Annotated in this window: 20 protein-coding genes; 16 read left to right on the forward strand and 4 right to left on the reverse strand. The window is 41.3% G+C overall.

What is annotated here, in order from left to right; all coding sequences use genetic code 11:
- Positions 1–14: 14 nt before the first annotated feature.
- Together PIECOFPK_RS02940 and PIECOFPK_RS02945 are read left to right on the forward strand one after the other, a co-directional pair.
- A complete protein-coding gene (locus tag PIECOFPK_RS02940) occupies positions 15–1,256 on the forward strand; it encodes a M16 family metallopeptidase (RefSeq protein ID WP_330974864.1) in 1,242 nt (413 codons plus the stop codon).
- A gap of 72 nt (positions 1,257–1,328) precedes the next feature.
- Entirely contained in the window at positions 1,329–2,603 is a 1,275-nt protein-coding gene (locus tag PIECOFPK_RS02945; RefSeq protein WP_409966477.1) for a M16 family metallopeptidase, read from the forward strand.
- 1 nt (position 2,604) lies between these two features.
- Here the strand turns inward: PIECOFPK_RS02945 and PIECOFPK_RS02950 are convergent, their stop codons facing one another.
- Positions 2,605–3,663, reverse strand: a complete 1,059-nt coding sequence (locus PIECOFPK_RS02950; RefSeq protein WP_330974866.1) for a DUF4421 family protein — start codon at positions 3,661–3,663, stop codon at positions 2,605–2,607.
- 182 nt (positions 3,664–3,845) lie between these two features.
- On the opposite strand from PIECOFPK_RS02950, the gene PIECOFPK_RS02955 reads away from it, so the two are divergent.
- The 7 genes from PIECOFPK_RS02955 (at position 3,846) to PIECOFPK_RS02985 (ending at position 11,798) form a co-directional block, all read left to right on the forward strand.
- On the forward strand, positions 3,846–5,834 hold the full coding sequence (locus tag PIECOFPK_RS02955; protein ID WP_409966478.1) for a thiamine pyrophosphate-dependent enzyme: 1,989 nt from the start codon (positions 3,846–3,848) through the stop codon (positions 5,832–5,834).
- A 24-nt stretch (positions 5,835–5,858) separates the two neighbouring features.
- Positions 5,859–6,443 carry a Crp/Fnr family transcriptional regulator gene (locus tag PIECOFPK_RS02960; RefSeq protein WP_330974868.1) on the forward strand — a complete coding sequence of 195 codons (585 nt, stop codon included), beginning with the start codon at positions 5,859–5,861 and terminating at the stop codon, positions 6,441–6,443.
- A gap of 124 nt (positions 6,444–6,567) precedes the next feature.
- On the forward strand, positions 6,568–7,437 hold the full coding sequence (locus tag PIECOFPK_RS02965; RefSeq protein WP_330974869.1) for a pirin family protein: 870 nt from the start codon (positions 6,568–6,570) through the stop codon (positions 7,435–7,437).
- Between the two features lie 77 nt (positions 7,438–7,514).
- Positions 7,515–8,183, forward strand: coding sequence for a hypothetical protein (locus PIECOFPK_RS02970; RefSeq protein ID WP_409966479.1), 669 nt, complete (start codon positions 7,515–7,517; stop codon positions 8,181–8,183).
- Positions 8,184–8,902: 719 nt separating this feature from the next.
- A complete protein-coding gene (locus PIECOFPK_RS02975) occupies positions 8,903–10,471 on the forward strand; it encodes a hypothetical protein (RefSeq protein ID WP_409966480.1) in 1,569 nt (522 codons plus the stop codon).
- 107 nt (positions 10,472–10,578) lie between these two features.
- The gene (locus PIECOFPK_RS02980) at positions 10,579–11,007 is read left to right on the forward strand and encodes a pyrimidine dimer DNA glycosylase/endonuclease V (RefSeq protein WP_330974872.1); all 429 of its coding nucleotides are present in this window, start codon (positions 10,579–10,581) and stop codon (positions 11,005–11,007) included.
- Positions 11,008–11,249: 242 nt separating this feature from the next.
- Entirely contained in the window at positions 11,250–11,798 is a 549-nt protein-coding gene (locus PIECOFPK_RS02985; protein ID WP_409966481.1) for a hypothetical protein, read from the forward strand.
- A gap of 645 nt (positions 11,799–12,443) precedes the next feature.
- Here PIECOFPK_RS02985 and PIECOFPK_RS02990 read toward each other — a convergent pair.
- The 3 genes from PIECOFPK_RS02990 to purN form a co-directional block, all read right to left on the reverse strand.
- Positions 12,444–14,030, reverse strand: a complete 1,587-nt coding sequence (locus PIECOFPK_RS02990) for an N-acyl-D-amino-acid deacylase family protein (RefSeq protein WP_330974874.1) — start codon at positions 14,028–14,030, stop codon at positions 12,444–12,446.
- 35 nt (positions 14,031–14,065) lie between these two features.
- On the reverse strand, positions 14,066–14,848 hold the full coding sequence (locus PIECOFPK_RS02995) for a hypothetical protein (protein ID WP_409966482.1): 783 nt from the start codon (positions 14,846–14,848) through the stop codon (positions 14,066–14,068).
- Positions 14,849–14,922: 74 nt separating this feature from the next.
- Entirely contained in the window at positions 14,923–15,489 is a 567-nt protein-coding gene (purN, locus tag PIECOFPK_RS03000) for a phosphoribosylglycinamide formyltransferase (RefSeq protein ID WP_330974876.1), read from the reverse strand.
- A 483-nt stretch (positions 15,490–15,972) separates the two neighbouring features.
- On the opposite strand from purN, the gene PIECOFPK_RS03005 reads away from it, so the two are divergent.
- The 7 genes from PIECOFPK_RS03005 to PIECOFPK_RS03035 all read left to right on the forward strand — a co-directional run bounded on the left by PIECOFPK_RS03005 (position 15,973) and on the right by PIECOFPK_RS03035 (position 25,993).
- Positions 15,973–17,259 (forward strand): c-type cytochrome, encoded by a 1,287-nt coding sequence (locus tag PIECOFPK_RS03005; RefSeq protein WP_409966483.1) that lies wholly within the window; start codon positions 15,973–15,975, stop codon positions 17,257–17,259.
- A 144-nt stretch (positions 17,260–17,403) separates the two neighbouring features.
- Complete coding sequence (locus PIECOFPK_RS03010) at positions 17,404–20,622, forward strand: TAT-variant-translocated molybdopterin oxidoreductase (RefSeq protein ID WP_330974877.1); 3,219 nt, start codon at positions 17,404–17,406, stop codon at positions 20,620–20,622.
- A 102-nt stretch (positions 20,623–20,724) separates the two neighbouring features.
- A complete protein-coding gene (nrfD, locus tag PIECOFPK_RS03015) occupies positions 20,725–22,173 on the forward strand; it encodes an NrfD/PsrC family molybdoenzyme membrane anchor subunit (protein WP_330974878.1) in 1,449 nt (482 codons plus the stop codon).
- A 141-nt stretch (positions 22,174–22,314) separates the two neighbouring features.
- Complete coding sequence (locus PIECOFPK_RS03020) at positions 22,315–22,902, forward strand: DUF3341 domain-containing protein (protein ID WP_330974879.1); 588 nt, start codon at positions 22,315–22,317, stop codon at positions 22,900–22,902.
- Between the two features lie 60 nt (positions 22,903–22,962).
- Positions 22,963–23,583, forward strand: a complete 621-nt coding sequence (locus tag PIECOFPK_RS03025; RefSeq protein WP_330974880.1) for a c-type cytochrome — start codon at positions 22,963–22,965, stop codon at positions 23,581–23,583.
- 30 nt (positions 23,584–23,613) lie between these two features.
- Positions 23,614–24,873, forward strand: coding sequence for a quinol:cytochrome C oxidoreductase (locus tag PIECOFPK_RS03030; RefSeq protein ID WP_409966484.1), 1,260 nt, complete (start codon positions 23,614–23,616; stop codon positions 24,871–24,873).
- A 67-nt stretch (positions 24,874–24,940) separates the two neighbouring features.
- Complete coding sequence (locus PIECOFPK_RS03035) at positions 24,941–25,993, forward strand: cytochrome c oxidase subunit II (RefSeq protein WP_330974882.1); 1,053 nt, start codon at positions 24,941–24,943, stop codon at positions 25,991–25,993.
- The last annotated feature ends 18 nt before the right edge of the window (positions 25,994–26,011 follow it).

Below are 26,011 nucleotides of genomic sequence, written 5' to 3' on the forward strand. Positions count from 1 at the left end.
ACTACTTTCGCTGCATGGTTCAATTTGAAAAATTTGTTTTAAGCAATGGTTTGCGTGTGATAGCGCATGTAGACAAATCCACCCCTCTGGCGGTGATGAACGTGTTGTACGATGTGGGGGCTAGAGATGAGGATCCTCAGCGCACGGGCTTTGCGCATTTGTTTGAGCATCTAATGTTCGGAGGTTCGGTAAACATTCCGGTGTACGACGAGCCTTTGCAAATGGCCGGAGGAGAAAACAATGCTTATACAACCAACGATCTTACTAATTACTATATACAGCTTCCGGCCGAAAATCTTGAAACAGCTTTCTGGCTGGAAAGCGACCGCATGCTTTCGCTAGCCTTCAGCGAAAAAAGCTTGGAAGTACAGCGGAAGGTGGTATGCGAAGAGTTTAAAGAGCATTATCTAGATAAGCCTTATGGCGATGCCTGGTTTAAAATGCGAGAGTTGGCTTATAAACAGCATCCTTACCGTTGGATGACCATAGGCAAGGAGCTGGCTCATATTGAGCAGGCACAGCTCAGCGATGTAAAAGCTTTTTTCTTTAAGCATTATCGTCCGGTAAATGCTATTCTAGTAGTGGCAGGCAATATTGATGTGGAGGAAGTAAAACGATTAGCGGAAAAATGGTTTGGTGATATTGAATCGGGAGAAAAATATGTGCGTCAACTTCCGCAAGAGCCGGAACAAACCGAAGCCCGTCGGTTGGAAGTAACAGCCGATGTACCGCTAGATGCTTTTTATAAATGCTGGCATATTGGCGGGCGTCTGAATAAAGAATATTATGTGGCGGATCTAATCACCGATATCTTGGGCGGAGGCGAGTCTTCTAGGCTTTATCAAAAATTAGTAAAAGAACAGCAGCTTTTCGTAAACATACAATGCTACCATTTCGGGAGTTTGGACCCCGGCATCATTTGTATCGAAGGTAAGCTAGTGAAAGGGGTAGACATTAAAGCCGCCGAAGCCGCTGTTGAAGCCATTCTAAAGGAGTTTAAGGAACAGATCATATCCGATAAAGAATTACAGAAAGTAAAAAACAAAACAGAAAGCATGCTGGCTTTCGAAGATATGAGTGTGTTAAATCGTGCCTCCAGCCTAGCGTTTTACGAACTACTAGGTGATGCCAACATGATGAATACGGAGTTGCAACAGTATGCCTCCGTAACCGTGTCGGATATTCATGAAACTGCCAATAAGGTTTTCAGAGACTCCAATAGTAGTACGCTTTATTATCTGGCAAAAAATAGATAGAAAGCTTGAAAAGCGGTTCTTTCATGACAGTTGTTATCGATATTTCTAATTTTTGAAAATAAATATTTGCTCATGCTGAATAGATCTGTAGCGCCCACGATTGTGCATCCGGTTAATTTTAATCTGCAATTACAGCCGTATCAGAAGTATATTTTAAATAATGGTGTGGAAGTGTATGCGATAGATGCAGGTACGGAGGAGGTATTGCAAATCGAATGGGTATTTGACGCGGGTAATTGGTATGAGCAGAAAAATCTGGTGGCAGCTGTTACCAACTATTTGCTGAAAAACGGTACGCATCAACAATCGGCACTTGAAATCAACGAACATTTTGAGTACTACGGTGCTTATTTAAACCGTCATTGCGGAGCGGAGTTTGCTACGCTTACACTGCACTGTCTTACCAAACATACAGAGATGCTTTTACCTGTGGTGCGCGAAATTCTTTCCGAAGCAGCCTTACTGCAAACAGAAATGGATATTGCCATTCAAAACATGAAGCAAAAATTAGACATTAATCTGAAAAAAAGCAGTTTCGTGGCAGGAAGGCTAATTGATGCTTATCTGTTTGGAGGAGAGCACCCCTATGGTCGCTTCAGCCGTCATGAGGATTTTGATAAACTGACCAGAGATGATTTAGTTGCATTTTACAATCAATATTATAAAGAAGGTTCTTTTAAAATTTTTATTGCCGGAAAACTGCCCCCTCATCTTTCAACAGTGCTGAACCAGTATTTTGGAGATTTTAAAAACGCAACCCCTAATACCATAGTGCATGCTGCAACACCAGCACAGGAAAAAAAGCATCGCGTAGTAAATGATGCCAACAGCAGCCAGGGATCTATACGTATGGCGCGCCCTTTCGGCAACAGACATCATCCTGATTTTTTAAATGCTCAGGTATTAAATGTACTGTTTGGTGGCTTTTTCGGGAGTAGATTGATGATGAATATTCGCGAAGACAAAGGGTATACCTATGGTATTCATAGCTATCTGCTGGGCAATAGAAAAGAGAATGGCTGGATGATTACTACCGAGGCCGGTCGGGATGTAAGCGAAGCCACCATCGAGGAAGTGTATAAAGAAATGCATAGATTGAGGGAAGAGCCTATTGACGAAGAGGAATTGATGCTTGTAAAGAACTTTATGATGGGTACTATTCTGGGCGATTTGGATGGTCCGTTTCAGATCATAGGAAGATGGAAAAATATTATATTGAATGAACTGGACAATGATTACTTTAATAGATATATCTCCCATATCAAATCCATTTCTGCTAAAACATTACAGCAGACCGCCGAAAAGTATCTGATACCGGAAGATTTTTACGAATTGATAGTGATATAAGCTAGTTTACCAGAAAACCCAAGCCTACTTTATTGATTATATTTTTGGCAAAACCGGTTATTTTAGGAATGGTTTTGCCTGCATTGATTCTGCGTACATACATCAGCTTGTAATTATCGTTATAATTCAGATAGCGCGCATCTATTTCTTTTGATGTAAAGAAGATGCGATTGGAAACGTACGATAGCGATATACCCCATTTTTCTGTGTTATAGCCGGCGGCTGCTTTCATTTTTAAATTAGGATTGAATTTCCATCCCGTGTGCTTTTCATTGTTGAGATTGTGTTCGGTGATATAACTAATATCTCCATTTAAAGAAAGCATACCTGTAAGAAAAAGGTATTGCTTTGTCACGAAAGTATAGCCATAGCCTACGCCAGGTCCTATTGTGATAAAGTGAATTTTGTGTATATCGGAGTGAGGATAGTCTTCTGCTTGTTGTGAAGGAATAAATGCGCTGTCGCCAGTAGCATTACCATAATAAATTTCACCTCCATACAATAACGAGCCGGCCGATTTCTTTTGTCGCGAATCCAGTAAGAAAGGAGCCTGTGCGGTAAATCTGCGGTTATTGTCAATAATAGTAATTGTGGTTCCATAAAGGCTTGTGGCGATATCAGGACGTACATAATATTTCCCACTGTTGCCGATGTCGGCATGGGTGATATTGGCATATAAACCTTTATAACGCTGAATATAAATATCTGCTAGCACCTTACGTCCTGTGAAGCTGAGCTGAAGATTTAATTGCTTAGTTTTTCCTTTGTCTTTGGAACTAGATGGGTCCAGACGACCTACACCTATAGTACCAGATAGCGCTAAGAAATCGTGATTGGCATATAATCCTATCCGAGAGGGATTGTTAGAGAAGTATCTTAATGCATTCGATTCACTAGCATTCATTTTGAACGCCGTATTTTTTTTAGCCAATAATGGCCCCAGCGTAAGTTTATCTCGATAAGATACATAATAACTGGTATCGTATCGTTCGGCTTGATATTGTGCGTATGTTGCAATGGAACTCGCTAGGTTTAGGAATGCAATAATAAACTTCTTCATATGATAAGGTATCACAAATTACAATAATATTTTCGGTTCTGTATTAAAAAATATTTTACTTAGAGGAACAGAGATAGCCGTATGGGCACACTATCGAAAAGTCTTGGGGTGTGAAGGTTCACATCAGGTAAGTGTTCAAAATGCTAATATTTGCTATCGATAAAAAAACTTACGTTTGTAATATGTTTTTCGACCGAAAAGACTTGTCCAATGCGCAGTTGCTGCAGTTGCATCGAAGTCTGTTATACCCCCGCCTTATAGAAGAAAAAATGCTCATTTTGCTACGTCAAGGAAAAATAAGCAAATGGTTTAGTGGTATCGGTCAGGAGGCTATCGCTGTGGGAGCAACAATGGCTATGCAACAGGATGAGTGGATAATGCCACTACATCGTAATCTGGGTGTATTTACCACCCGACAAATGCCTTTACGAAAGCTTTTTAAGCAGTGGCAGGGCGAGCAGGACGGGTACAGTAAAGGAAGAGAACGTAGCTTTCATTTCGGTAGCAGCGATCATTATATCTGTGGCATGATTTCGCATCTGGGGCCTCAGCTAGCAGTGGCGGATGGGGTAGCGCTCGCTTATCAGCTGGCAGAACAAAACAAAGCTGTTTTAGCTTTCACGGGCGAAGGGGGAACCAGCGAAGGCGATTTTCATGAAGCTCTCAATATTGCAGCAGTGTGGGACCTGCCAGTCATTTTTCTTGTGGAAAACAATGGCTATGCCTTAAGCACTCCTACGAATGAGCAGTACCGCTGTGTGCATTTGGTAGACAAGGCCAAAGGATATGGCATGGAGGGCGTACGAATCGACGGTAACAATATTCTGGCAGTATACGATACCATCAAAGGCGTGAGGGAATATTGTATCACCTACCAAAAACCTTATCTGGTAGAGTGTGTGACTTTTCGCATGCGTGGCCATGAAGAAGCTAGTGGCACGCATTATGTACCATCTTCCTTATTTGAGCTGTGGCAGCAAAAAGACCCCGTTAACAATTTTGAACAGTATTTGCAAGAGCAGGAAATCATTACGCAGGAAGGTCTGCAGGCTGTGCGGGATGAAATTAAAACCCAGATAGAAGAAGAACTGGCTGCAGCGGAAAAAGAAAAATCTTACTTCGTTATTGATACAAAACTTGAGCTGGATGAAGTGTACTATCCACATCAGCAAAGTGAAGAATTACTGAATGTGGATGAAAATGATGCATCGGAAAAACGTTTTATAGATGCCATAAAGGAAGGTCTTATTCAATCCATGAAAGAGCATGAAAAGCTCATCATCATGGGTCAGGATATTGCAGAATATGGCGGAGCCTTTAAGGTTACTGAGGGTCTAGTGAACATCTTTGGAAAAAAAAGAATTCGCAATACACCCATTTGCGAGAGTGGTGTGGTAGGAGCCGCACTGGGATTGGCTTTGGAGGGCTACAAGTCGGTAGTGGAAATGCAATTTGCCGATTTTGTAACCATGGCCTTTAATCAAATTGTAAATAATCTTGCAAAAATTCATTATCGATGGGGACAACCGGCCGACGTGGTGGTGCGCATGCCTACTGGCGGCGGTATGGGGGCTGGCCCTTTTCATAGTCAGAGCAATGAGGCCTGGTTTGCCCATGTTCCCGGATTAAAAATAGTGTATCCCGCTTCTCCACGTGATGCTAAAGGATTACTAATAGCAGCCATCAATGATCCCAATCCGGTGCTTTTCTTTGAGCACAAAGCCCTTTATCGCAGTCTTACCGAGCGGGTGCCCAACGCCTTCTATGAAGTGGAAATCGGAAAAGCACGTTTGGTGCAATCCGGAGAAGATGTTTCCATTATTACTTACGGCATGGGTGTTATATGGGCGCAGCAATATGCCGAAGCACACCCCGAAGTAGATGTGGAGATATTGGATTTGAGAAGCTTGCTGCCCCTAGATTATGATGCCATCAGAAATACGACAGCTCGAACAGGCCGCGTACTAATTTTGCATGAGGATACACTGACGGGAGGCATCGGGGCGGAGATTGCCGCCTGGATTGGAGAACACTGTTTTAATATGTTGGATGCTCCGGTAATGCGTTGTGCTTCGCTAGATACACCTGTACCGTTTAACAAAGCATTGGAAAAGAATTTTATGGCTGTAGCAAGACTTGAAAAATGTATGGATGAACTGCTGGCTTATTAATGCTAGCTTAATAAAATCATTACTATGGCATATGATCTGTTGATACAAAGCATTTCAAAACACGTAACATTGAGTGAAGACGACATTGCTGTTTTGAAAAGTTTTCTGAAAGAAAAGAAGGTGAAAAAAAAGCATTTTCTTTTTTTGGAAGGAGACATGCAGCAGCAGGTGTCTTTTGTGAGCAGTGGTTGTTTGCGCAGCTATGCTATTGATAAAAACGGTAATGAACATATTATCCAGTTTGCTCCGGCCGGATGGTGGATTGGTGATATGCGCAGCGTCCTCTATGACGAACCCGCCACCTTAAATGTAGAAGCCATAGAGGATAGCGAAATAGTATGGATCAGCCAACACGACAAAGAACAACTGTATGAGAAAATACCTGCCTTGGAGCGTTATTTTAGAATACTAGCAGAACGAGCACTGGCTACTTTTCAACAAAGACTCATCGATGCCCTCAGTCTTACCGCTGCAGAACGTTACAGTAATTTTTGCAAAAGATATCCTTCTCTTATTCAGTCGATGCCGCAGAAATATATTGCTTCGTACATAGGTGTAACACCGGAGTTTTTTAGCAAAATGCTTAGCCAGCCTATGAAGCGCAAATAGCCCTAAAACAATCTTGTGAGCTTTTTGTTCGCTGTAATCATTAATCTAGATTAAGCTTTTTGCTTAATCCAGATTATTGTATGGGGGTAAGGCATGTGGGTAGCTTTGTTTAAAACTTAAGACGATGAAAAAGACAATAGAAAAAGTAGTTTCAAGACCCAGGCATGCCGGAATGGTAGGAGATGGTTTTAGAGTTTACAATTATATTCCCAGGGGAGGCATAGAGCAACATAGGTTGAGCCCATTTTTACTGATGGATTTTGCCGCGGCGCATTATTTCTCGCCTACAGATACACCCCGAGGCGTGGATGCACATCCTCACAAAGGATTTGAAACAGTTACTATAGCATATAAAGGCAGTGTGGCCCATCATGACAGTGCCGGCAACAGTGGTGTGATACATCCGGGTGATGTGCAGTGGATGACTGCCGGCTCAGGCCTGCTGCATAAAGAGTATCATGATGCACAATTTGCGGCTGAGGGAGGCATTTTTGAGATGGTTCAGCTTTGGGTAAATCTACCTAAAGCATACAAGTTGGTAAATCCGCATTATCAGGCTTTGACTGCAGACCGCATTCCCAAAGTTTTATTACCCAATGATGGTGGAGAAGTAAATGTAATTGCTGGTAGCTTCAACGGTCAGAATGGTGCGGCAACTACTTATACACCTGTAAACCTTTTTGACATTAAGCTGCATGCAAAAGGACAGGTATCGGCTACCATTCCTGCAACGCACAATACCGCCCTACTGGTGGTGGAGGGAAATGTAACAGTAAATGATCGCCCAGTACATCAACACGATTTTGTTTTGTTTAATAACGACGGAACATCAGTAGAGATTAAAGCCGATACCGATGCAGTGGTTTTATTATTGAGCGGTACCCCTATAGAAGAACCCATTGCCAGTTACGGTCCGTTCGTAATGAACACGCAGGATGAAATAGTGGAAGCGATAAAAGAGTTTCAGCGCGGTGCTTACGGCGTACTTGCCTAAGCCTGCGTCTATCGCCTATTCGAGGGATTGCCGGAGTGTAAAGCTGTATGTATTTTGCAGCTTTAAAACTTCAGGATATGAGACTTATATTTCTGCTTGCAATTTTGTACATTGGTGTGAATGCTTATGCCCAATGCGGTTATTATTATATGCAAAATAATAAAACCATCACCATGGGCTCTTTTGACAAAAGTGGAAAAGAAAACGGAAGATTTGTTTATAAGGTGTTGGATGTAAGTAATAGCGGCGGTGTTGTTACTTCTAAAATAAAATCCGAAGCCTTTGATAAAAAGGGAAAGTCGATTGTGGCTATGCAAGGAAATATGCAGTGTAAGAATGGTGTGCTGATGTTGGATATGAAAACATTGGTTACTAGCTCGCAAATGCAACAGTTTAAAGATGCTGATGTAGACGGAAAAATTTCCTACCTCGAATATCCCGGTGATATAAAAGTTGGCCAAACTCTACCAGACGGAAAGTTTGATATGGATGTAACCATGCAAAAAGGCATGCGTGCCAAATTGTCCATGGAGGTAACCAACAGAAAAGTTTTAGATAAAGAAAGAGTAACTACCAAGGCCGGATCTTGGGATGCATATAAAATTTCTTACAACGCTAAAATGGTGATTACCATGGGGATATCAATACCAGTAAACGTAGATATGACCGAGTGGTTCGTTCCGGGTTTTGGGGTGGTAAAAAGCAGCTCTAAGTCCGGTACGCAGGAATTGTTGTCTATAGAATAAAAAATATTTGTAATTTTATACAGTAAAAGCTTTGTTATTCTAAGGATAGGTTTGTAAATGCTGGGTTGAGATTTTCGAAACCCGTATCTGTTGTTCACTTTAACCAAACCATTAATGCCTATGGAGTTCGGTAGTTGCTCATGGGTATAGGTGATGAAGAATATGTTTAGACACTTTATGAAAGCTATTTGATCGGGTTTTTGTGGTACGACCGGAGGTCGTCATCATTCCGGTGGAATAGCCATTCAATAATTACATTGCTTTCCGGCTATTCTTCCCTATACCCAGGCAATTTTTATCATACATCTAGCACTTAATTGCTATCCTATTTTAAAGTCCCCTCGTTATTGTGAGTTTACATTTTCGAGAAATCGCCATACCTTAACCAATACATAGCGAAAATCTTTGATGTCTTTGCATGGCTATTACCTTGTGGTAGTAGGGGAAAGTTGATGTTGAAAGATCCAGTAGAAGTTTTTGTATTTCATTTACCAAAAGCTTTCATATCTCTGTCGTTTTTCGGCAATAGATAAATTGTATAGTGAAGGTTTTGTCGCTAGTAAAATAAAATTTGGAAAATTAGATAAGAGTAATACAATCAGCTTTTTACTCAACTAGAATTGTAGTTGAAATGTATGATAATTTGTTAAATTCGTAGAGAATGATGTTATACAAAGATTTTTCCTATAGTTAAAACTGTAAATAAAAATTTACGTATAATGAACAAAAACATTTGGAGTTTATACAAAAATTCAGACAGAGGAAAGAGTGTGATTAAACTATTTACCGTACATGAAGAAGATGATGAGCTGAATTGGGCAGAGCAAGTTTTTAAAAATTATGTCGAATATTTAGGTGAGCAAGTTGGAGGGTATAATAAAGAAAGGATGCTAAACTCTTGCATTAATAATTTTTGTATCATACTAATGTGTATTTGGGCTGATAACTTGCAGCTAAAAGAGAATGAAGGGATCGATGATTATTATGAAAGGTTAATTGATAATATTGAACTTTCAGAAGTAGAGGTAAATGAGGAAGAAAGACGCCTTTATAAGGAAAAGGATAGAATAATATATCTACATAAGCAAAACTATAAGTCTCTTTGTTCCATTCTTCCAGAGCTTTCTCTGGCCTTATTTTACTTATATCCAAATGTTTTTTTTCCAATACTTTTTCGAGAACGATTTGATGTGTTCATGAGAATTCTTGATGTATTGGAAATTTCAATGCCAGAACTTCCCACAAAACCAGATAAAAGAGGAAGATTGTTATTTTATAAAGAGCTGGTGAAAAATATTTATGCTTTTTCAAAGCAGCATGATCTAACAGCAGAAGAAACATGTGCTTGTATTTATGATTTTGCACTTATGCTATTAGAAGATAATCAAACTAAAGATGAAATGCCCGAGCCAACTAACATTTGGCTAACTGGTGCTTGTAAAGAAGATTATAAAAATTTCTTGAAAAATCCAATTAAAGATGCAAAAGCCATTTGGACTTGTAATGAGAACACTAAACGGGGCGACATTATTATAATGTATGTTCTTTCCCCGTATAGTTGTATTCAATCCATTTGGCGATCAGATATGGACGGAGTTTATACTCCATTCAATTATTATAACAGTAGAACAAGAGTTACAAGTGGAATTCTGATTTCTCCCATAACACTTAACGAGCTAAAAGCAGACCAATATTTTTCGCAGCTTGGAATTGTAAGGAAAAACTTTCAAGGAGTAAATGGAGTAAAATTTACGGCCAAAGATTATAAAGAACTTCAACGATTATTATCTGAAAAGGGATTTGATATTTCTCTCTTGCCACAATTGTACAAGCCCAACTTGGAAATCGAAGGTGATATTAAAAACGAAAAAGATGTGGAAGAAAAACTACTGATTCCACTACTAACGAAATTAGGATATACAGAAGGGGATTGGACAAGACAATTGTCTCAAAAAGTAGGAAGAAACTTAAAAGCAATTCCCGATTTTGTATTTCTTCCTAAAGGGGAATTATATTTTCAGAACGCTCCTCTGATTATAGAAGCGAAATTTGATATAAGTTCGAATATTGAAAGAACAAAATCCTATAATCAAGCATTATCTTATGCAAGAATGATGAAGTCTTCAATGTTCGGAATTTGCGACAAAGAAAGATTAATAATATATAAAGAACGAAAAGGTCTCTTTGACCGTTTTCAACCAGCTTTTGAAAAATATTGGCAAAATATAAATGATACAGAAACCTTTAATCAATTAAAATTAATAATAGGAAAAAGTGCAATTCAATAATATACTTGTATCACAAAGCTTGTCATAATAAATATGCTGATATATATCTATTTTTCCTCCCTCGTCTTATCAATCTACATTTTCAATAATGAAAGACATAAAAAGATATGCGAATCTGGTCGGTTCATCCAAAATATTTAGATACAAAAGGGCTTGTGGCATTATGGCGGGAAACGATTCTTGCCAAGCACGTTCTTGAAGGCCGAACCAAAGGATACCGAAACCACCCTCAACTTATCAGATTTAAACAATCTGACCATCCATTAGATAGAATAAACCAATATTTGGCAACCGTATATGAGGAGGCAACGCGTAGAGGGTATACATTTGACAAAGAAAAGATTGACTGGAATTTTTCATCTTCTTTAATGAAAGTAACCAGCGGGCAATTGCAATATGAAAAAGAGCACTTACTCCGAAAACTTAATGTGCGTGATCCTCAAAGATCTGATCTCGTAAAAGCAATAAGTAAAATCGACCCCCATCCTATGTTTAAAGTTGTCAAGGGCGGCATAGAAGCGTGGGAAATAATCTAACAATATAATTACGCACACCGTGTATGCTTGTGGGCAATATGGGTTTTGGCAAATGAAATAATCGGTATCATCTATTTTTTATCTCACTATCCAACCCTCTCATTTAAGCAAATTTTATATCCGGCTTTTCCCTGTTTTCGATAAAAATTAGGATTCGGCAGACGTTCTTTCGGAAGAAATACCCCTCCCGCTTTGGCCATGCCGTACCCCTGGCATGTAATAACAATAAAATAAGAAGCCGAATGAACGACACTCGAATCACGTTAAAATATATTCTGATCGGAATTATTGTTGTAATCTTTACCTGGACATTTCATGAGTTTGCACACTGGCTTACAAGCGAGCTTTTGGGATATGACACAGCGATGTATCTAAATGCGAGCTCGACCTTAGGCGATAATAAGCCGAACGACTTACATAGAGTCATTATCTCTGCTACAGGTCCCGCTGTTACGCTGCTTCAGGGATGGATTGTTTTCCTATTGCTCAAAAACAAAAAATGGGATAAGTATGGATACTTGTTGCTTTTCACAGCATGCTACATGCGTTTCCTAGCAGGACTGATGAATGGTATCAACCCTAATGATGAGGGGCGTATCAGCGCTTATCTGGGATGGGGCACCTTCACATTGCCGATAATTGTTTGTGTGCTTTTATTTTTAATGGTTCGGAGAATATCGAAGCAATATCATCTAAGCTGGAAATTCCAGCTCGCGAACACCTTAATTGTCATGTTTGTCAGCTCAGCCTTAATTCTCGCTGACCAGTTTTTTAAAATCAGATTATTGTAAGGCCTTCTACATTTGCTAACAGTTTGCTTTCATTTACCCATGAAGCCTCTCGAATGGCTTAAGCCATCAAGTATTTCATTGCGTTTTTTCAGAAACTAGAGGGAATAGTCGTCCTTGCCAATCCTGGATCGGCTAGGTGTATGTATTATGAATCACTGCAGCTCATGTGAGTAAACTCTCTTCGAAAGTTATTGATGAAACCTTAAAAGATAGTATTGATGTTGCACGCTTTCGTAACATTTGCTGCAACAATTGTATGGGTGATTGCACCCAGCTGGATATCCAAAAAGGAAACTTCTCCATTGAGAGCAATGCTTATTGAGCTGTTTTCTGGAGGCTGCTGAGTTGGGTAGCGCGTATCTGTCGTTTCAAAGCAGCAACATTCGCGACTAGGATGCATTGCGAATAATCATTACTACTTTCACTTACCCACCGAATTATTGGAGATCTAAGACTTATTTCAAAACGTTAATCTTAAAATCATTGAGAACATTTTACTGAGAATAGTAATAGAAGTTCTTTTTTATTATTTGGGGATTTTTTTAAACGCGTTGGTGGATAACGATCATAAATAAAAGGTCTCTATTGTCGCAATCTTGTGCTAGGCAGCAATTAATAATGTACCTATACAATCTGTTTCATTTCTCACCAAACAGGGTTCTTTCCCGGTCCGTACAATGCTTTACCGGCGCGGACTCCAGTGTGTTTTTCGTTTTCCAACGTAATCACACCGTTAACCAACACATAGTGGAAGCCTTTGGAATATTGATGCGGTTGTTGAAAAGTAGCTTTATCCGTAACCGTTTTTTCATCAAAAATGACAATATCGGCAGCCATTCCTTTTCGGATAAGGCCACGATCATTTAACTGAAACTTTTGTGCCGGAAGCGATGTCATACGGCGAATGGCTTCTTCCAGCGTGAGCACCTTTTCTTCTCTTACATACTTGCCCAGCACACGTGCATTAGTGCCATAACCGCGGGGGTGTGGCATGCCTACATTAAACAAACGTATAGAGGCATCGCTAGCAAACATGTTAAAGGGGTATTGCATGATGCGTTTTACATCCTCTTCACTCATGCCATGAAATACGGCACTGGCACCACCATTCATTGCAATATCCATAATGGTTTGAGCTTCTTCTTTGGCCTTATGCTTGCGCCCTATCATACGATTGATTTCTTCTATGCTTTTGCCATTATAAGTAGTGTCATTCTTGTAATAGGCAATTACGGCATAGCTGAAGTGTTTCAGTTTTCTTTTTTTAAGATTTTTCAGCATTACTTCAGTGGCATGCTTTCTTACTTCGGGTCTTTGTAAGCGAGCTCTTATGCTGTCCTGCCCATCGGCAAGTAGGGCACCGGGTAGCAAAGTGCTAATGGAAGTGCTACTGGCAGTATAAGGATACTGGTCTATGGTAACCTCAATACCTTCGCTGCGCGCCTTTGTTACCAACGGTATTGTTTCCTTGCTACGCCCCCAATTTTGCTGTCCACTAAGTTTAAAGTGAGAGATCTGTACCGGTATTTTCGCTTCGCGTCCTATATGTAGCGCTTCGTTGATGGCATCCACCACTCTGTCGCCTTCGTTACGTATATGCGATGCATATATGCCGTTGTATTTTGCCGCTACTTTGGCCAATGCCAGGATCTCGGAGGTTTTAGCATACGTACCGGGGATATAGATGAGCCCGGTAGACAGGCCTACTGCGCCTTCTTGCATAGCTTTTTCTACGAGTGCTTCCATTTTTTTCAGCTCTTCGGGTGTGGCATCTCGATTGGCTCTACCCATCACCGCTCTACGCACATCATTATGTCCAATAAGTGTGGCCACATTTATGGATAGCTTAAAAGAATCTACCCAGTTTAAGTACTTTCCTACCTGCACGTTGGAGGAACCGCAGTTGCCGGCTATTACAGTGGTTACTCCATCATAAATAAAGTTGTCGGCCGTGGGGTTTTTGGCATCATCACCTTCGATATGCGTATGCACATCAATAAAGCCTGGTGCTACAATCAGTCCTGAAGCATCGATGGTTTTGTCTGTGATATATTGAAGACTTCTTCCTACGTCTAGTATTTTACCATCTTTGATAGCAACGTCGCCGTAAAACCAATTGTTGCCGGTACCATCGATGATTTTTCCGTTTTTGATAAGAACATCGCAGAAGGTTTGAGCGTAAGTTGTAAGTGAAGTAATAACGAACAGGAGGGTGATTTTGATGTAGCGCATACCTGCAATTTAAAAAGAATCGCGGGTTTCTGCAATTAATCCTCCTTTCTGTAAAGGATCAAATCTTCTTCCGAAGTAGCACCTTCTCGCCAGAGCAGCGGCGGCAGTAATCCCTGAAGAAAGCGGTTGTAAGAATCCTTGATGTACTTGTGGAATGTATAATCGCTTGCTGTAGAAGTAAACAGATAGGATGGAAAATACATTTCTATAAATGCCGTAATCACACTGTCGTCTGTAGCCTGTGTAATTCTCCTGATAAGGGCTTTGTTAAACCGGTGTCTGATGAAAGCTTCTTGCTCTTGTGTTATCAACCGGTCCCTGAATGCCTGCATACGCCGGTTTTTCTTAAACTGAAAAGAACTGATAAGGGCATCCAGATCGAAACCTACGGATCCGTCGTTCAACGAGCTTACCCGAAGCCCTGGTTTTTCGTAATTAAATATTTTGGCATAATCTTGCCGATTTTGAATCGAGTCCTGTCTATAATATCTATTGCGAGTTTTTACAGTAGGCAACAGCGTAACAAAGGTTTGAAGTGATATATCAAATGCATATGGGGTGCTAATGGTTCTTACGGGAAACTTACGTGTGGGTTTATTCAGATAGCTAAACCAGATGGAGTCGTTTTCGGATACCTTTATTTCATAATCCCCATTGGCATCGGTAATAGTTCCCACTCCACTGGTAGCTAATACCGATACCGACTGCACCGGGTACATTCCCGTACTATCATACACGGTACCTCGGATGACAATTTGGGCATCTGCATCTAGGCCCAACCCCATCAGTAGGAATAATATGTATGCAAATCTTTTCAAGAGCACCAATAAGATGTCAAAACAAACAAAGAAATTGCAAATAGTTTGGTAAAAAACTGATGAAAGTTCGGTCTTTATTTCGTAATTAACGATTCTATTACGCGTGGAAAATGAGCGTGTTCGAGTTGGTGAATTTTTTGAGCCAGTGTTTCGGGTGTATCATCAGGCGCTACCGTACATTTAGCCTGAAAAATAACGTCTCCATGATCGTAATGCTCATCTACATAATGTATGGTTATACCGCTTTCTTTTTCTTTATTCTTGATTACAGCTTCGTGTACATGGACACCATACATGCCTTTTCCTCCGTATTTGGGTAGCAAAGCAGGGTGAATATTTACAATGCGATTAGGATACGCATCGATAAGGGCTTGTGGAATTTTCCACAAGAAACCGGCAAGAATTACAAAATCTATCCCTTTTTCCTTTAAAAAAGAGGCATAGCCGTCGATTTTATATTGCGCTTTTTCAATCAATACATGTTCAATCCCCTCCCTTTCGGCTATCGATAAAACACCTGCACCCGGTTTATTACACAATATTAATGTGACCGCTGCGGTAGAGCTGTTTTTGAAATAATCGATGATTTTTTGGGCATTACTGCCTGCCCCGCTGGCGAAAATGGCTAGTTTCTTACTCATAAATTGCAAAATGAATGCATATATATAGATATTCTGCCGAAAACCATGATTTCTTTCCCCAAATTTTTATGAAAATGCCCAAAAATGGCAAAAGTGGCTATTTGTGGCCGATAGCAAGTGGGTTTTTGAAAAATCCATTTAAGATTTGCGAATTATTTATTGAAATTCAGGTAAAAAATAAATAACTGTTTTTTCTAAAGTTTTTTCGTTCGAGGAAAATCGTTAAAAACTGTTAATATATTGTAAAATACGACAATATCAAGACATCTAAAAAGAGATATTCACATCTTTTGGTGGCAAAAATAGATGACTTTTAAATGACAATTCATTTTTCAATTTTTTAAAAAAAGCCTCAAAATTCGCTGAAATGCAGTCTGGATGCGGGTTTAAAAAATTTTCAAATTGTTGCTGGAATGTTAACGTGGAGCCTTATTTTTGCAGTCAATCAGAGGTTTTTTCCACATTTTAGATTTTATGTGTTTTATGAATAATAATAAGTGTTTATTTAACCAACTAACCTCACTTGTAATAGCGCTTTTAGTGTCCGTGGCCCCGGTTTTTGGACAGGGTGGCGATATTCAGGAGGGTAAGACTTTGTATATAAGCAAGTGTCAGAGCTGTCACTCAGGTGATATGAAGTCTAACAGTACCGGACCGGCACTGGCTGGGGTACAAGACCGTTGGGAAGACAGAGGAAAATTGTTCGAGTGGATTAGAAATAACCAAAAGCTGATCGCATCTGGTTATCCAAAAGCGGTTGAGGCGTCTAAGTTCAGCCCGACTGTTATGACTACCTTCCCGGATCTTACTGATGATCAGATAGAAAGCATTTTGGCGTATGTTGATGCAAAAGCCTCTGGGAAATTAGATACTCCTAAAGATGGAGGTGCTGGTGCGGCTGCAGGCTCCGGCGTTTCTACCCAAAACGACCTGATGTATGGCGTTGTATCGCTGATACTAGCCCTCGTTGCATTAGTATTAATATATGTAAACTACAACCTGCAAAAAGCTGCCCGTGAAGCAGAAGGTGTAAAATCAGCTCCTTCACTTCCGATATATCGCAATAAGACTTACATTGCTATTGTAGCTATCGTATTGTTTATCATCGGTGGTTATTACATCACCAAGGCCATGATCAATGTTAATAGACAAATTGATTATCAGCCTAAGCAACCTATTTTCTATTCTCACAAAGTTCACGCAGGTATCAATCAGATCAACTGTTTATACTGTCATGGTAATGCCTGGGAAAGCAAAACCGCAGCTATACCTTCTGTAAATGTGTGTATGAACTGTCATAAAACCATTCAGAAGTATACCGGTCCTGAGCTGAAGGACAGACACGGAAATGTGGTGGATGGTACCCGTGAAATTCAGAAACTGTACGAATACGCAGGTTTCGATCCTAATAATCCTAACGACTGGGATCCTTCAAAAGCTAAGCCTATTCCTTGGGTAAAAATTCACAACTTACCCGATCACGTTTATTTCAATCACAGCCAGCACGTGAGAGTTGGAAACGTACAGTGTCAGACCTGTCATGGCGAAATTACCGCTATGGATGAAGTGGCACAGTTCTCTGAGCTGAGCATGGGTTGGTGTGTGAACTGTCACAGAGAAACAAAAGTGAACTTCAACGTTGACTCTGCAACAGGCAATCAGTTTTATAGCATTTACGAAAGATTCCACAACGATATCAAAGCCGGAAAAATGGATAGTGTAACAGTGAAAGATATCGGTGGTCTTGAATGTCAGAAATGTCACTATTAATTCCGGCCGCTTCGGTGTAATGAAGCGGAGGGTGATACAATATATATAAACAGTATAAAACAGAATTATTTTTTAACTATCTCCAGGCGCTGCCTAAAAAATGCAAACCTGGAGTTTAAAAGTCCCTTAAGGGATTAGGGTAATATGAGTAATAAGTACTGGCAAGGTTTCGGAGAAATCAATGACCCTGAAAATTTTCAGAAGAGGGTACGTGATGAATTTCGCGATGAACTTCCCTTCGAAGATTTTGATAGTAAGGGTTTATTAGATGCAAAGACCCCACGTAGGGATTTTTTGAAGTACCTTGGTTTTAGCACTGCGGCTGCTACGCTCGCGGCCAGCTGTAAAACAAAAGTGCGCGAAGCCATTCCTTACGCTTTCAAGCCCGAAAATATTGTGCCGGGCGAGGCGCAGTACTACGCAACAACATTTGTACAAGATGGTGATGTAGTGCCTGTATTAGCTCGTGTACGGGATGGAAGACCTATTTTGATAGAAGGCAATGACCTTTCTTTCACAAAAGGTAGTACCACTCCTCGTATTCAGGCTTCGGTGCTGGACCTGTACGATAAATACAGAATCACGCACCCTAAGCATCGCGTAGGTGATAAATTAAACGAAGTGCCCACTTTTGAGGCATTAGATAAAAATATTATCGAGGCTATTAAGGCCGCAGGAGGACAAGTGGTATTGCTCACCAGCACCATCAACTCTCCTTCTGCCCTCAAGGTAATCGATGATTTCAAAGCCGCTTACCCGAACTTTAAACATATTCAGTACGACGCAGTGTCTTACTCAGCATTACTGCTGGCTAACGAAATCAGCTTCGGCAAGAGAGCTATTCCTTCTTACCGATTTGAAAATGCATCCAAAGTAGTAGTAAGCCTGGGTGCAGATTTCCTAGGTACATGGCTGAGCCCCGTAGACTTTCAGCAGGGATATGTTCAGAATCGTAAAATCGATGAGAACAATCCGCAAATGAGTAAGCACTACCAGTTCGAAAGCTTCTTAAGCCTTACCGGTGCTAATGCTGACGAAAGATTCAACCACCGTCAGTCCGAAACCGGTTTGGTAGCTTTAGCCTTAGCGGCAGCGGTAGGCGTTCCAGGAATAAGTGCTCCTACCATTGCTAACCCGAAACTGAAAGCAGGAATTGAAAAGGTTGCAAAAGACCTTCTGAATAATAAAGGCCAAAGCCTTGTGGTTTGCGGCAGCAATGATGTAAACGTTCAGGTGGTAGTAAATGCCATCAACGCAGCCATTGGAGCTTACGGCACTACTATCGACTGGTCAGCTCCCGTAAACTATCGTAAAGGTATCGATAAAGACTTTGCTGATCTGCTCACCGAAATGGAAAATGGTGCAGTGGGTACGCTGCTCATTTATGGTGCCAACCCTGTATATACATGGCCCGATCAGGAGCGCGTGAAAAAAGCGCTGGCTAAAGTAAAACTGAAAATTTCCTTTAACGAAAAACAAGACGAAACTTCTGCATACTGCGACTACTTAGTGCCGACCCATCATTATCTGGAAAGTTGGGGTGACGGTGAAGCTGCTCCCGGTAAAATTGGATTCATGCAGCCTACCATTGCTCCTCTGTTCAAAACCAGACAATGGCAGGAAAGCCTGTTAGTATGGGCCGGAAAATCCGAAACATATGCAGATTACTTCAGAAATTATTGGATTAGTCGTTTAGGAGGAGAAACTGCATATATCAAATGTCTGCAGGATGGTGTATGGCAAACCGAGTCTACCGGTGCATCCGCCGGCTCTTACAGCGCTAGTGGTCTTGAAGCTGCAGTGGCTGCTATCAACGCCGCACCTAAATCCACTCAAAAAGAAGTTGTATTATATCAAAGCAATGCGATAGGTGCCGGTACGCATCCGGCCAACCCATGGCTACAGGAGTTGCCCGATCCTATTACCAAGATTACTTGGGACAACTACGCTATGATTTCTGTAGCTATCGCAGATGAGCTCAAGATCGACTATAAGAGCAACGACTACGAATACTATCCGCACAAACCGATTATTAATGTAAAAGTTGGCGGAAAAGAACTGGAGTTGCCCATCATCGTAGTTCCTGGTATGGATGCCGATACTATTGCAGTAGCATTAGGTTACGGCCGTACTACTACCTTAGGTGCTACTTATGTAGATGAGAATAAAGAAGACGGCAAACTGGGTGTGGATGTATATCCGTTAGCATCCTTCAACGGTACTACCGTTAATCATTTTGCCATCAATGCCGAGCTTACCAATACAGGAAAGAAATATAAGCTGGCTCAAACTCAAATTCACAACAGTTACGAAGGTCGTGTGGAAGTGGTAAGAGAAACCACAATGGCCACCTTCCTGAAAGATAAAAATCAGTTCAAAGATCACGCAGATAAACTGTACGAAACATTTACAGGCAAAAAAGGCGCTACCCGCGAAGACTTCGTAAAAGCAGGTACACTTTATAAAGAGCATCGTGCAGAAGGCATCAAGTGGGGTATGAGCATCGATATGAACGCTTGTATCGGGTGTGGTGCCTGCGTTATAGCCTGTCATGCAGAAAATAACGTACCTGTGGTAGGTAAGAGCGAAGTGCTACGTTATCACGATATGCACTGGCTGCGCATCGACCGCTACTATGTGTCTGACGAAAACGATCCTAACGAACTGAAAGGCGTGGTATTCCAGCCGGTAATGTGTCAGCACTGCGACAACGCTCCTTGTGAGAACGTATGTCCGGTAGCTGCAACTAACCACAGTAACGAAGGGCTGAACCAAATGGCTTACAACCGTTGTATCGGTACTAGATACTGTGCCAACAACTGTCCATTCAAGGTACGTCGCTTCAACTGGTTAGACTATACCGGAGCAGACAGCTTCCCGAATAACCAAGATCAGAAGCTGGTAGGTAAGTTCGATCCGGCTGTATTCTACATGAATGATGAGCTTACTCGCATGGTGCTGAACCCTGATGTAACAGTGCGTTCAAGAGGTGTGATGGAAAAATGCTCATTCTGTATTCAGCGTTTACAACACGGCAAACTGGATGCCAAGAAGAACGGTGAGCCGCTGAGCGATAAACACGTGAAAATTGCTTGTGCAACAGCTTGTCCTGCTAATGCAATTGTGTTCGGAAATGTAAACGATCCAGAAAGTGCTATCAGCAAAGAGCGTGAAAACAATCCGCTGCGCACCTTCTATGTACTGGAGCAATTGCACGTGCTGCCTAACGTGAACTACTTAGCGAAAATCAGAAACACAGACGAGATTATAGCGAGCGACGATCATCACGGTGACAGCGATCATAAAGAAGCCGGCCATGCTTCAGAAAAACATGAAGCTGCAGCCGAAGGAGCACACCATTAATATCCGCAGTGTCTCCGAAGGTTTTTGGAATAGCGGGAGATGGTCGAAAGACCTAGCAAGACGATAAAATAAATATTGAGAATTAGAATTTTATAAAGTATTATGTCATTACTCAGATACGAATCGCAGGCAAGGGCGCCATTGGTGGAAGGAAATAAGACCTACCATGATGTAACGGAAGATATCTGCCGTCCCGTAGAAGCCAAACCCAGTAAGCTCTGGTGGATTGGTTTTATCATCTCCCTGGGATTATTAGGCTTCGGTGTGGTATCGATTTATATGGATGTCGTATATGGTATCGGCCAGTGGAACCTTAACAAAACAATTGGTTGGGGATGGGACATTACCAACTTCGTGTGGTGGGTAGGTATTGGTCACGCAGGTACCCTGATTTCGGCCATCCTATTGCTTTTCCGCCAAGGCTGGCGTACCGGTGTAAACCGTGCCGCAGAAGCGATGACCATCTTTGCGGTAATGTGTGCGGGACAGTTTCCTATATGGCACATGGGTCGTGTGTGGAACGCGTTCTTCGTATTACCTTACCCTAACACTCGCGGTCCGCTGTGGGTAAACTTCAACTCTCCGTTGCTTTGGGACGTATTTGCAATTTCTACATACTTTACCGTATCACTGTTATTCTGGTACTCCGGTTTATTGCCCGATATGGCAACGCTCCGCGACCGTGCCAAATTGAAATGGAGAAAGTTCTTCTACGGTCTGGCATCCTTTGGATGGACCGGTAGTACTAAGCACTGGCAAAGACACGAAGCGCTGTCATTGGTATTGGCAGGTTTGTCTACGCCACTAGTACTTTCAGTACACACTATCGTATCGTTCGACTTCGCAACTTCGGTAATTCCGGGTTGGCACACAACTATCTTCCCTCCTTACTTCGTTGCGGGTGCGGTATTCAGTGGTTTCGCAATGGTACAGACCCTGCTGCTCATTACCCGTAAAGTACTGAATCTGGAAGAATACATTACAATAGAGCACATCGATGTAATGAACAAGATTATCGTGTTGACAGGTTCGATTGTGGGTATCGCTTACCTAACCGAGCTATTCATTGCATGGTATAGTGCTTCTCCATACGAGTGGTTTGTATTTAGAGAAAACCGTGTGAACCTGAGCAGCCCTTACGGCTGGAGCTACTGGCTCATGATGGGTTGTAACGTGATTTCGCCACAGATTTTCTGGTTCCGTAAAATGAGACGTAATCTGCTGGTGACCTTCTTCATGAGTATTCTGGTAAATATTGGTATGTGGTTCGAAAGATTTGTGATTATCGTTACCTCTATTTATCGCGATTTCTTACCAAGTTCTTGGAGTACTTACTATACTCCTACTATTTGGGAAATCGGCTTCTACTTGGGTACATTCGGTCTGTTCTTTACTTGCTACTTCTTATTTGCCAAATTCTTCCCGGTTATTGCCATTGCAGAAATTAAGAGCATTCTGAAACGCAGCGGTGATAGCTACAAAGCGCAAATGGATAAAGAAGAAGGTCAAGAATATGACGAATTCGTGAAGGAGCATGCACATCATCATTAATAGTTCCTGCTGGAATTGTGAGGCGTGCATAAAACGATGAAAAAGTTAGGATAGATTTTTGAAAGGTTATCAATTAGACAAAGGATTGGAAAACGGTATTGAATCAATATCCGGTAACCCCAAACCAGTAACAAATAATATATGAACGTTAAAAAATTTGTTGTAGGTAATTTTTACGACGAAGCGGTGTTGTTCCCCGCTGTGACCAAAGTGCGTCGTGCGGGATATAAAATACACGATGTGTATACCCCCTTCCCTGTTCACGGACTGGACAAAGCGATGGGACTGAAGGATACCGACCTTCACATTGCCGGGTTTATTTATGGTATTACCGGTACTTCCACTGCTCTGGGATTTATTACCTGGATGCTGACACGTGATTGGCCCCTCAACTTTGGTGGTAAGCCTCACTTCTCGTTGCCGGCGTGGATTCCAATTACGTTTGAGTTAACCGTATTATTTGCAGCGGTGGGCATGGTACTTACCTTCTGTTGGTTGTGTCAGTTGGCTCCTTTTGTGAAGAAAGATCATTTTAATCCGCGTAGCACAGATGATACTTTCACCATGGCAATTGAGTGTACTGATAAAACCAATGAAGCTGAAGCCATTGCTTTTTTACAAAGTGTAGGAGCACAGGACGTAGAGGTGCAGCATCGCGAAGCTGATTGGTGGATTGGTCGCTACGATAGAGAAACCGTGCGTTTTGGTAAAAAAGTGCCACAAGTATAAGACAGCTGAAAGTTAATGGAGGTAATAAAAAAATTAAGTTTCAAGAATCGAATAATTAATATGAACAAATTCTTTTACATAGCAGTTGTGATGCTTGGCGCGATGGCTGCAGGTTGTGGCGCAGGTAAGGACCCCGGGTATGCGTATATGCCCGACATGTTCTATAGTGTGGCATATGAAACATATGCCCCTGCAGGCGAAAGATTAAAAGAATCGGGCGCGCACTATGATGGAAAGCCTGTACCTGGAACCATATCCAGAAATGATGATGTTGCTTTTTACTTTAATCTGAAAAACGATTCGGCAGGTTATGCACAGTCAGCTTACCTGAAGAATCCTCTGGATACTGCAGGTGCCAAGATTGACCTGAAAGAAGCTGAGCGGCTTTACCTCATCCACTGTGGAATTTGCCATGGTGCAGATCTGGACGGTAATGGTCCGCTGTTTAACGGAGGAGAAGGACCTTACACAGCTGCTCCGAAAAACTTTAAAGATCCGGAAATGGTAGCTATGGCTCCCGGCACCATGTATTTCTCCATTACATATGGTAAAGGGCAAATGGGTAGCTATGCTTCTCAATTGACGCCTAAGCAACGCTGGGAAATTGTATCATATATCAAATCTAAAACAGCAGCGTCAGCACCAGCCAACGCTTCGACCGAGAGTACTGAATCGAAATAATTATTTGAACTTATTTAATATAGAATAGGGATGTCAACAGTAGAAAAGTTTATACCTACAAAAAAATATAACACTATTGCGTATGCGTTAATAGCAGTAGGATTGATTACAGCTATCGCATTATATATTTCTACGCATGGTGCTGCAGCTAGTGAAGAAGAAGCGCACAGAAATCATGCACGCTTCTGGGCCAGCTTATTGCAGAATAGTGTTTACTTCCTGCTGGTAGTAAATGCCGCGATGTTCTTTATGTGTGCCACTACGTTGGCGTGGGGGTCTTGGCAGCTTGCATTTTCTAGAGTTACTGAAGCTGTATCGTCCGCCGTACCGGTGATTGGTGTAATTGCTGCAGTAATATTACTTTCTATTGTATTCGGCGACAACCATGTAATTTATCACTGGACCGATACAGAGCATGTAAAACATGACGAGATACTTAATTTTAAGAAAGGATTCTTGAATAAGACCTTCTATACTGTCATAACCTTATTTACCGTAATCTTCTGGTCTTTCTTGGGTTGGAAAATGCGTCAGCGCTCTCGCAGTCTGGATACGAATCCGCCCAGAACTTTAGAAGAGAAAAAGAAGTTCATTTGGGATAACACTGTAGTGGCTGCATTGTATATTGTGGTGTTTGCCTTAACCATTATGTCTTCATTACCTTGGTTGTGGCTGATGAGTATTGATGCACACTGGTTCAGTACAATGTACAGCTGGTATACTTTCGCCAGTACTTTTGTAGCAGGCATGGCTCTGTTGACGCTCTATGTAGTGTTCCTTAAAAACAATGGTTTGTTGGCTACAGTAACCAAAGAGCACCTGCATGATTTAGGAAAATTCATGTTTGCATTCTCTATTTTCTGGACGTATTTATGGTTCTCTCAATTCATGCTCATTTGGTATAGTAACCAGCCAGAGGAAACCATTTACTTTATAAACAGAATTGGCAATGAAGAAAGACCTGGTCATTATGCCGGTATCTTCTGGACAATGCTCATTATTAACTTTGTGGCTCCTATTCTGATTTTAATGAGCCGCGACTCCAAGCGTAACTATACAATTGTGACTTTTGTAGCCGTGATTATTCTGTTTGGCCATTGGTTAGACTTCTATCAAATGGTATTCCCTGCAGTATCTCCGGACAAAGTACCTGCAATTGTTTACGATATGGGTATTGCGCTGTTCTTTGTGGGATTGATTATGCTGGTAGTAGGTCGCACTTTAAGCAAGTATCCGTTAGAGGTGAAAAACCATCCTTTCATCAAGGAAAGCGTTATCCACCATACATAATTGGTGCTTAAAATTTTGAGTGTTTGAGTAATAAAAATATTTAGATAATAACAGAACAACACATAGTATGCATACCTTTTTATTAGTAGTGATTTTAGTATTAGGGTTTATTATCACCGTTCAGATTGCGAGGGCGACTGAGTTTGTATCGATAATTCAGGGTGAGGAAAAAACAAGGAAGCAAAGCAATCGCATCAATGCGGTACTGTTATTGATCTTCCTGTTTGTAGGTCTGTTTGGTGTGTATTGGGCGCATCATACGCTGGGCGACAAAATCCTGAAACTAGGAACGGCGGCGTCTGACCATGGAATTAAAGTGGACAAAATGCTTACTTACACTTTAATTGCTACTGGTCTGGTATTCTTTGTTACTCAAATTCTGTTATTCTGGTATTCTTTCAGATATCAAGAGAGAGAAAATAGAAAACCTTACTTCTTCCCGCATAACAATAAGCTGGAAATGTTGTGGACCGTAGTGCCGGCGATTGTGCTCACCATATTAATTGCATTTGGTCTGGTATATTGGTTCCAGATTACAGGTCCGGCTCCTGAAAATGCTGCTACTGTGGAAATTACCGGTAGTCAGTTTAAATGGGAGTTCCGCTATCCCGGAAAAGATGGCGTATTGGGTAAGAAAAACTACAAATATATTGATGAGAGTCAGGACAACTCTTTGGGTTTAATCTGGGATGATGTAGCTACTCACGACGACATTGTTTCGGGTGGTCCGCTGCACTTAGTTGTAGGTAAACCCGTAAAGCTGGTCATTGGCTCGAAAGACGTAATACATAGTGTAGGTTTGCCGCACTTCCGTTTGAAAATGGATGCTGTACCAGGTACGCCTACTACACTGTGGTTTACTCCGTTGAAAACCACTAAACAAATGATAGAAGAAACAGGTAATGAAAATTTTGTGTTTGAAATTGCCTGTGATCAAATGTGCGGTGCGGGTCACACTGCAATGCGCGGAGAAATTATTGTAGAAACTCAAGAAGAATATGATCAGTGGATGGCTACTCAAAAGCCTCAGTATCAGATAGCCGTGTTGGATAAGCAAGAGCCTGCGGCAGATAGCACAGCGGCTGTAGCAGTAGCTAGCATTGCAGACGAGAACAAATAATTTAGTTATACCTTTAAT

The organism is Chitinophagaceae bacterium C216 (assembly GCA_028485475.2).
Taxonomy (GTDB): Bacteria; Bacteroidota; Bacteroidia; order Chitinophagales; family Chitinophagaceae; genus Niabella; species Niabella composti.

Bases quoted from the DNA above. Each gene is read 5' to 3' on its own strand.
- PIECOFPK_RS02940 (WP_330974864.1), top strand. From the start codon at position 15: ATGGTTCAATTTGAAAAATTTGTTTTAAGCAATGGTTTGCGTGTGATA.
- PIECOFPK_RS02945 (WP_409966477.1), top strand. From the start codon at position 1,329: ATGCTGAATAGATCTGTAGCGCCCACGATTGTGCATCCGGTTAATTTT.
- PIECOFPK_RS02950 (WP_330974866.1), bottom strand. From the start codon at position 3,663: ATGAAGAAGTTTATTATTGCATTCCTAAACCTAGCGAGTTCCATTGCA.
- PIECOFPK_RS02955 (WP_409966478.1), top strand. From the start codon at position 3,846: ATGTTTTTCGACCGAAAAGACTTGTCCAATGCGCAGTTGCTGCAGTTG.
- PIECOFPK_RS02960 (WP_330974868.1), top strand. From the start codon at position 5,859: ATGGCATATGATCTGTTGATACAAAGCATTTCAAAACACGTAACATTG.
- PIECOFPK_RS02965 (WP_330974869.1), top strand. From the start codon at position 6,568: ATGAAAAAGACAATAGAAAAAGTAGTTTCAAGACCCAGGCATGCCGGA.
- PIECOFPK_RS02970 (WP_409966479.1), top strand. From the start codon at position 7,515: ATGAGACTTATATTTCTGCTTGCAATTTTGTACATTGGTGTGAATGCT.
- PIECOFPK_RS02975 (WP_409966480.1), top strand. From the start codon at position 8,903: ATGAACAAAAACATTTGGAGTTTATACAAAAATTCAGACAGAGGAAAG.
- PIECOFPK_RS02980 (WP_330974872.1), top strand. From the start codon at position 10,579: ATGCGAATCTGGTCGGTTCATCCAAAATATTTAGATACAAAAGGGCTT.
- PIECOFPK_RS02985 (WP_409966481.1), top strand. From the start codon at position 11,250: ATGAACGACACTCGAATCACGTTAAAATATATTCTGATCGGAATTATT.
- PIECOFPK_RS02990 (WP_330974874.1), bottom strand. From the start codon at position 14,030: ATGCGCTACATCAAAATCACCCTCCTGTTCGTTATTACTTCACTTACA.
- purN (WP_330974876.1), bottom strand. From the start codon at position 15,489: ATGAGTAAGAAACTAGCCATTTTCGCCAGCGGGGCAGGCAGTAATGCC.
- PIECOFPK_RS03005 (WP_409966483.1), top strand. From the start codon at position 15,973: ATGAATAATAATAAGTGTTTATTTAACCAACTAACCTCACTTGTAATA.
- PIECOFPK_RS03010 (WP_330974877.1), top strand. From the start codon at position 17,404: ATGAGTAATAAGTACTGGCAAGGTTTCGGAGAAATCAATGACCCTGAA.
- nrfD (WP_330974878.1), top strand. From the start codon at position 20,725: ATGTCATTACTCAGATACGAATCGCAGGCAAGGGCGCCATTGGTGGAA.
- PIECOFPK_RS03020 (WP_330974879.1), top strand. From the start codon at position 22,315: ATGAACGTTAAAAAATTTGTTGTAGGTAATTTTTACGACGAAGCGGTG.
- PIECOFPK_RS03025 (WP_330974880.1), top strand. From the start codon at position 22,963: ATGAACAAATTCTTTTACATAGCAGTTGTGATGCTTGGCGCGATGGCT.
- PIECOFPK_RS03030 (WP_409966484.1), top strand. From the start codon at position 23,614: ATGTCAACAGTAGAAAAGTTTATACCTACAAAAAAATATAACACTATT.
- PIECOFPK_RS03035 (WP_330974882.1), top strand. From the start codon at position 24,941: ATGCATACCTTTTTATTAGTAGTGATTTTAGTATTAGGGTTTATTATC.